This is a genomic window from Lactobacillus delbrueckii subsp. delbrueckii DSM 20074 = JCM 1012, from assembly GCF_001433875.1.
In the GTDB taxonomy this organism is placed as follows: Bacteria; Bacillota; Bacilli; order Lactobacillales; family Lactobacillaceae; genus Lactobacillus; species Lactobacillus delbrueckii.
In genome coordinates, this window is record NZ_AZCR01000107.1 from 1 (window position 1) to 2,368 (window position 2,368).

General features: G+C 48.3%; 2 protein-coding genes and 1 rRNA gene. 2 read left to right on the forward strand and 1 reads right to left on the reverse strand.

All coding sequences use genetic code 11. From position 1 onward, the window contains the following. A 16S ribosomal RNA gene (locus FD23_RS08585) occupies positions 1 to 64 on the reverse strand; the annotation flags it as partial. Positions 65 to 609: 545 nt separating this feature from the next. Between FD23_RS08585 and FD23_RS08590 the strand changes: the two genes are divergently transcribed. Further along, positions 610 to 1,536: an NAD(P)/FAD-dependent oxidoreductase gene (locus FD23_RS08590; RefSeq protein ID WP_080988408.1), complete on the forward strand. Its 927-nt coding sequence runs from the start codon at positions 610 to 612 to the stop codon at positions 1,534 to 1,536. Positions 1,537 to 1,570: 34 nt separating this feature from the next. Beyond that, on the forward strand, positions 1,571 to 2,230 hold the full coding sequence (locus tag FD23_RS08595; RefSeq protein WP_025896556.1) for a VTT domain-containing protein: 660 nt from the start codon (positions 1,571 to 1,573) through the stop codon (positions 2,228 to 2,230). Positions 2,231 to 2,368 lie beyond the last annotated feature (138 nt).

The following is a 2,368-nucleotide window of genomic DNA, read 5'->3' on the forward strand; positions in this document are numbered from 1 at the left end:
CGACTTGCATGTATTAGGCACGCCGCCAGCGTTCGTCCTGAGCCAGGATCAAACTCTCAATTTGAAAATTGAGTCTTTTTATCTGCTCCAGATTATTTGCTTGCGAATTGACTTCGCTTACTTGTTTGGATCAAACAATGTTTGACCCGCACACTGCGAAACTTTGTTCAGTTTTCAAAGTACCAACTTGCGTCAAGTGACGCAACATTTTATATCTTACTCGCTTGTTGACTTCTTGTCAACAAGTTTTTGATATTTTCTTTTTACCTCCGCGAGACTTGCTTGCCTCACGCGGCAACAAATATTAGTATACTAGCTTTTTCTGATTCGTCAAATTTGCTTTTTCATTCGTTTTATGATTGGCGCACCCGGCAGAGTTGTGATTGCTAGTTTTCTGCTTATATTCCACTTTTCTACTTTTCGCTGAAAAATAATCTTTTCCCGGAAAAGATAGTTCGATTTTTGCCTTTTTTGGCTTTAAAATTCTGTAACAAGTTTTTTTACTTTTTTCGTTTCGCTTCTTAATTAATTTTGCCGGCGTTCTATGGTAAAGTGGTGTTAGTATATTTTCGAAAGGAGATCTCACTTATCAAACAATATGATCTTGCCGTGATTGGCGCTGGACCAGTCGGCCTCTTCGCGGCCTACTTCGCCCGCCTGCATGGCTTAAAGACGGTTATCCTTGAATCCTTGAACAAGCCTGGCGGACAGCCGGAAATGCTCTACCCCTTCAAGAAGATCCTGGACATCCCTGTCTTCAATGAAATCACCGCGGCTGACTTAACCAAGCGCCTCTTAGCCAACTTAACCGACCAGGACCTGGTCACTGGCCACAAGGTCAGCCAGCTGGAGAAAACTGACGAACTTGTGATCGATGGCGAATACCAGGTCCGCAGCATTATCGTCGCAACTGGCAACGGGGCCTTTAAGGCCAAAAAGTTCCCCCTCAAGGCGACCCCGGAAGCTGAAGACCACATCCACTACTTTTTCAAAAATCCTGACCTCTTTGCTGGTCAGAAGATCGGCATCTTTGGCGGCGGAGACACGGCCTTAGACTGGGCCCAGGAACTTTCCCAAATCGCTGACGTCACCCTCGTTCACCGGCGCGACCAGTTCCGGGGCATGGAAAGCAGCGTGGAAAACTTGAAGGCTGACCAAAAGGTGACCTTGAAGACCCCCTACCTGCCAAAGAGCATGCAGGTCGAAAAGGGCCAGCTAGAAATTTCTTTGAAAAAGGTTGGCGGAGATGAAGTCACTCAAGAAACTTTTGACCAGATCCTGGTCGCCTACGGCTTCCGGGCCGACAACCGCTTCATCAGCAAGTGGGGGGTTGACCTGGACCAGGGCTTGATCACCGTTGACCGGTCCATGCAGACCAGCGTGCCTGGCATCTATGCCATTGGCGACTCCTGCGGCTACCCGGGCCGGGTGCCAGTTATCGGAATTGGGTTTGGGGAAGCCCAGATCGCGGTCAACGCGATTATGCAGGACCTATTCCCGGAAAAGAGCCTGACCATCCACTCAACCAGTATCTAGCGGAAAAAAGAAAAATAAGAAATGAGGTTAACACATGCCACTGATTGACTTTATCCTGCATATCGATGACCACTTGGTGACCATCGTCAACAACTTTGGGGAAGGAACCTATTGGATCATTTTTGCCATCATCTTTATCGAAACCGGTTTGGTCATCTTCCCCTTCCTGCCAGGTGACTCCTTGATCTTCGCGGCAGCCGCCATGGCCGCCAACCCGAAATATGGTTTAAATGTCTGGCTGCTCTACATCGTTGCTGCCGCTGCCGCCATTATCGGTGACAGCATCAACTATGAAATCGGCAAGTGGTCAGTCACTTCCGGGGCCAAGCACAGCTGGTTCAACAAGCTGATCAATGAAAACAACCGGCTGGCAGCGGAGAAGTTCTTTGAAAGACATGGCTCCATCACCATCGTGATCGGCCGTTTCATTCCCTTCATCCGGACCTTCGTGCCTTTCATTTCCGGAGGCAGCAAGATGCACTACCAGACCTTCGTTATTTACAACATCCTGGGTGGCCTGCTCTGGACGGCCCTCTTTACCAGCATCGGCTACTTCTTCGGCAACTTCCCAGTCGTCAAGGACCACTTCTCCTTGATCGTGATCGGCATCATCCTGGTTTCAGTCGTGCCAATCCTGGTCGTGGCCTTGAAGAAAAAGCTCACCATGCGGCGCGAGCAGCAATTTGGCGAATAAAACAAAGCAAAAAAATAAGGACCGGCCGGTCCTTATTTTTTTGGTCTAAATTCTGTTCGTCGATTGTAAAATCAAATTGAACACTGTTCCGATCCAGTAAGAAAAATCGTTTTCACTGGATTAGAGCACAAAAAATCC

What these genes read in the sequence shown, in the direction of transcription:
- FD23_RS08595 (WP_025896556.1), top strand. Translation starts at nt 1,571, where the DNA reads ATGCCACTGATTGACTTTATCCTGCATATCGATGACCACTTGGTGACC.